This window comes from Paenibacillus sp. Aloe-11, assembly GCF_000245715.1.
GTDB lineage: Bacteria > Bacillota > Bacilli > Paenibacillales > Paenibacillaceae > Paenibacillus > Paenibacillus kribbensis.
The window spans coordinates 1-754 of the sequence record NZ_JH601062.1 but is presented as its reverse complement, the minus strand read 5'-3'; the positions used below and the strand labels follow the sequence as shown (position 1 = coordinate 754).

Here is a 754-nt window from a genome sequence, read left to right as displayed (position 1 = left end):
GCTCGTGAATCGAGAAAAAGGTACCCGGAAGACCAAGCTTCCCGATTGTGCGAAGCTGTTTGCTCTTGGCCAGGAAAACCAACAGCAGGGCGAAGCCAAGCATTGGTGCATAATTGCAGTAGATATACCAAAAAGCCAGCCCGATAATGTTCGGAAGTGGAGTGCCTGCCTGGAAAGCGTCAAGGTTAGCTAGATCCAGACTCATCCAGATCGGTTTAACGATAGCGAGTGTAACAATTGCCCCGTGAATCCCGAACATCCACAGAGCCTGCATAATGATCAGCGCGACAATCAAAGCACCGAGCGATCCGCCCAATCCTTCCAGTGGTACTTGGAGATAAGTGTAGATAAAATCGTGAACCGTACCGAACGGAGTTTGCATGAACAGACCGGCCACGATGACGAACACAAGGGCTACCAAGACGGCCGGGATCAAACCTGAGAAGGTTTTGACAACGGTAGGTGGGACCCCGTCAGGCATTTTGATCGTCCAATTGCGGTCGACAATCCAAATATACAACCGTGCGGCAATCAAGCCGACGAACATGGCGACGAACAATCCCTGTGCGCCGAGCCATTGAAGCGGCAAGGCCCGGACTTTGTCAAAGGTCTCGACCGGTGTGACGATCAGAAAAGAGAGGAGGGCGGTTGCCGCTGGAACAAGGGGGTCCTTGTCAAAAGCTTGCGCCAGCCTGTAGGCTATAAAAAATACCGCATACAGGGCAATGATACCAGTGGTCATCGTCGATGCCAA

At 52.1% G+C, this 754-nt stretch carries 1 protein-coding gene; it reads right to left on the bottom strand.

Going from position 1 to position 754, the window contains the following annotated elements; all coding sequences use genetic code 11:
• On the bottom strand, positions 1-754 hold a 754-nt coding region (locus WG8_RS19760), incomplete at both ends, for a PTS transporter subunit EIIC (protein ID WP_007432017.1).